The organism is Clostridium sp., from assembly GCF_032552055.1.
Taxonomy (GTDB): Bacteria; Bacillota; Clostridia; order Clostridiales; family Clostridiaceae; genus Clostridium.
In genome coordinates this window covers 1-3,758 of sequence record NZ_JAWGSV010000293.1, presented here as the reverse complement: position 1 = coordinate 3,758, position 3,758 = coordinate 1, and the positions used below count along the sequence as shown (strand labels likewise).

The 3,758-nt window shown below is 31.9% G+C and carries 2 protein-coding genes; both read right to left on the bottom strand.

Annotated elements, in window-relative coordinates:
* Positions 1-207: 207 nt before the first annotated feature.
* Complete coding sequence (locus E6248_RS14365) at positions 208-1,410, bottom strand: FprA family A-type flavoprotein (protein ID WP_316341468.1); 1,203 nt, start codon at positions 1,408-1,410, stop codon at positions 208-210.
* 45 nt (positions 1,411-1,455) lie between these two features.
* On the bottom strand, positions 1,456-3,360 hold the full coding sequence (locus E6248_RS14360) for an acyl-CoA dehydrogenase family protein (protein ID WP_316341467.1): 1,905 nt from the start codon (positions 3,358-3,360) through the stop codon (positions 1,456-1,458).
* Positions 3,361-3,758: the final 398 nt, after the last annotated feature.

Genomic DNA, 3,758 nt, shown 5'->3' with positions numbered 1-3,758 from the left:
ATATAATATTTTTTATTTCTTTCTAATAAGTAGCCAAGCTTTATTTAAGCATTGCCCTTAATAATATATTCTATGTATTATATTAAAGCATAAATATATGCAAATCTGTATAATAACTGTAATTTTGTTAAAGTAGATACAATAAAAAAAATCTGCGATATAATATCGCAGATTTCTTTATTTTAAGTACTATATAAAGGTAATGCACTATTTATTCATAGATTCGATAACACCTTCAACAAGTGTATCCATATCTACAACATTATCTTCCTTCATAGAAGAAACTAATGACATCTTATCATCTAATATGTCCATCCCCTTCATTCCATCAAGGAATTCTCCCATTAGTTTACCTGACTTAGTTGCCCAAGATCCATTTTCTATTAAGGCAAAAGTCCTGTTTTGAAGGTTAAGTGCCTTCATATCCATTAAATAATTATGCATTAATGGATATATACCTAAGTTATAAGTTACTGAAGCTAAAACTATATGACTAACTCTAAATGTTTCAGCAATCAATGTGGATACATGAGTATTTGATACATCATACATAACTATATTAGTTATTCCCTTTTCAACGAATTTAGTTGCTAGTGCATTAGCAGCTGATTCTGTATTTCCATACATTGATGCATATACTATCATTACAGCCTTTTCTTCTGGCTCATATTTACTCCATTTATCATGCTTGTCTATAAAATATCCTAAATTTGTACGCCAAACTGGACCATGTAATGGACAAATCATTTTAATATCGAGAGTACTTGCTTTCTTAAGTAATGATTGTACATGAGGTCCATACTTACCAACTATATTAGTATAGTATCTTCTAGCATCATCAATCCAATCACGTTCAAAATTCACTTCATCATTAAATAATTTTCCATCTAATGCTCCAAAAGATCCAAAGGCATCAGCTGAGAAAAGAACTCCATTCTTAGTATCAAAACTAACCATAACTTCTGGCCAATGGACCATTGGTGCAGTTATAAACTTAATTTCATGTTTACCAAAGGACTTTGTATCCCCATCTTTAACTTCTACTTCTCTACCATCAATATTAAAACCAAATTGTCTCATTAATAAGAATGATTTTTCTGTACTAATAATTTTAACTTCTGGATAACGTATAATTATCTCTTCAATAGAAGCTCCATGATCTGGCTCCATATGATTTACAACTAAATAATCTAATTTCCTACCCTTTAAAACAGCTTCAATATTTTCTATAAACTGTCTAGATATTGACCAGTCTACAGTATCAAATAATACTGTCTTCTTGTCTAATAATAAATATGAATTATATGAAACCCCTCTTGGAATTGGATGAATATTTTCAAATAGAGCAAGACGTCTATCATTACCGCCTACCCAATAAAGGTCTTCAGTTACTTTTCTTACACAAAACATAATTAATCCTCCTTTTGACTATAAAATTTTAACTTTTGATACCGATTAAACCTCTATAAAATTAGATTTTTCTTCACCACAATCCGGACATATCCATTCTTCTGGAAGAGATTTAAATAGAGTTTCTGGTGCTATATCACTTTCTTCATCACCTACTGCTGGATCATATTCATATCCACAACCACTACATACATAAGTATTCCAACTAGGTGCAACCTTCTTAGGAGCCTGTCTCTTCATCTTCTTCATAGGAGGAGCTTCATTCTTAGGTTCTCCGTTATCTAACGCAGCTGTTAACAGCGGCATTATTTCCATAATATCACCAACAATACCGTAATCTGAATTCTTAAATATTGGAGCATTAGGATTATTATTAATAGCTACAATAGTGGTAGCATCCTTAATTCCTTTTAGATGTTGTCCAGCACCTGATATACCACATGCTATATAAAGATTTCCATTAAACTTTTGTCCTGACATTCCAACGTAACGGTTTAGAGGTAAATACTTCAATGTTTCAGCTACAGGACGTGATGATCCAATAGAGGCACCAACTTGAATAGCTAGAGCTTTTGCAAGTTCCATATTTTTCTCTTCTCCAATACCCTTACCTACACTAACAACACGATCTGACTTAGATATTGGGGTATCTATGTCAATTCCTACAGTAAAGTCATATCCATCCTTCTTTAACGCCTCTACAAGCTTGTCTACACTTTCTTTAGCTGTATTTTCCTTAAAGATAACCTTTTTACGAGCACCTGTTAATGGATCAGCTTTCTTCTTACTTTTCTTATCACCCTTTGGCATCTTTCCTATTATATGAGATGCAATTACTACTCTTTGAATCTCATTAGTTCCCTCATAAATAGTACAAATTTTAGCGTCACGATAAGCTCTTTCAACTTCCATACCCTTTAAGTATCCTGATCCACCAAATATTTGTAATGCATCATTAACTACTTCTAAGCATATGTCTGAAGCATACATCTTAGCCATTGCAGACTCCATAGAATAATCCTCATGATTTTCTTTTAAATCTGCAGCACTATATATTAATAGTCTTGCAGCTCTTAACTTAGTTGCCATATCTGCTAACTTAAAGGAAATTGATTGTTGTTGAGCTATAGGTTTTCCAAATTGAACTCTTTCCTTAGAATATTCTAAAGCATTTTCATATGCCCCTTGAGCAATTCCCAATGCTTGAGCTGCTATCCCTATACGACCACCATCAAGTGTTTGCATAGCTATACCAAAGCCTTTTCCTTCTTCTCCTAATAAGTTTTCCTTTGGAACCTTAACATTATTAAATATTAATTCAGCTGTTGAAGAAGAACGGATACCCATCTTATCGTAGTGATCACCAAAAGTAAATCCTTCCCAACCTTTTTCAACTATAAACGCACTAATTCCTCTTACCCCTATATCAGGTGTAGTTACAGCAAATACAACATATGTATCAGCCTTATCTGCATTAGTAATAAATATTTTTCCACCATTTAAGATGTAATAATCTCCTTCTAGGACAGCAGTTGTTTCAGTTCCACCTGCATCACTACCTGCATTAGGTTCAGTTAACCCAAATGCACCTATTTTTTCTCCCTTAGCTAATGGCACTAAATACTTTTGTTTTTGTTCTTCAGTTCCAAATGCGAATATTGGATAACTTCCTAAAGATACGTGAGCTGATAAAATAACCCCTGTTCCTCCATCTACTCTAGAAAGCTCTTCTACAGCGATAGCATAACTTATAACATCACTACCTAATCCACCATATTCCTTTGGATAAGGAGTACCCAAAACACCCATTTCACCTAATTTTTTAACAACTTCTTCTGGAAAAATGTTTTCCTTGTCCCACAAAAATGCCTGTGGTCTTATTTCTGCCTCTGCAAATTCTCTGATTTTTGCACGAAAAGCTTCATGTTGGTCTGTAGTCTTAAAAAACATACCCTTGCCTCCTTTTATTTAGTGCTTTATTAAATTCAAAACACATTTTCGTTTATATATAAAAGCTAAAACTCATGCTGCAAATAATTATAAGAATAAATAGAATTAATAAATTTCCCATCTTTCTTAATAATTATTATTGTAAAACTAATAATATTTATTGTCAATTTATTCTGAAAACATTTGCTATTTTACATTAATACTATCCTTACATTGTAATTATTGACAAATTAATCCGCTTTTAATTTTCAAAATGCTAAAATAATTCATATGATTTTTTTATTTTGAAAATAAAGTCATATAAAAATTTTCTCTTCACAAATTATCATTCCAAATACATACACATTTTACCTTTTAATTGTTTGTGAATTAATTAATAAACTGTACACTAAAAAAGC

What these genes read in the sequence shown, in the direction of transcription:
- E6248_RS14365 (WP_316341468.1), bottom strand. Translation starts at nt 1,410, where the DNA reads ATGTTTTGTGTAAGAAAAGTAACTGAAGACCTTTATTGGGTAGGCGGT.
- E6248_RS14360 (WP_316341467.1), bottom strand. Translation starts at nt 3,360, where the DNA reads ATGTTTTTTAAGACTACAGACCAACATGAAGCTTTTCGTGCAAAAATC.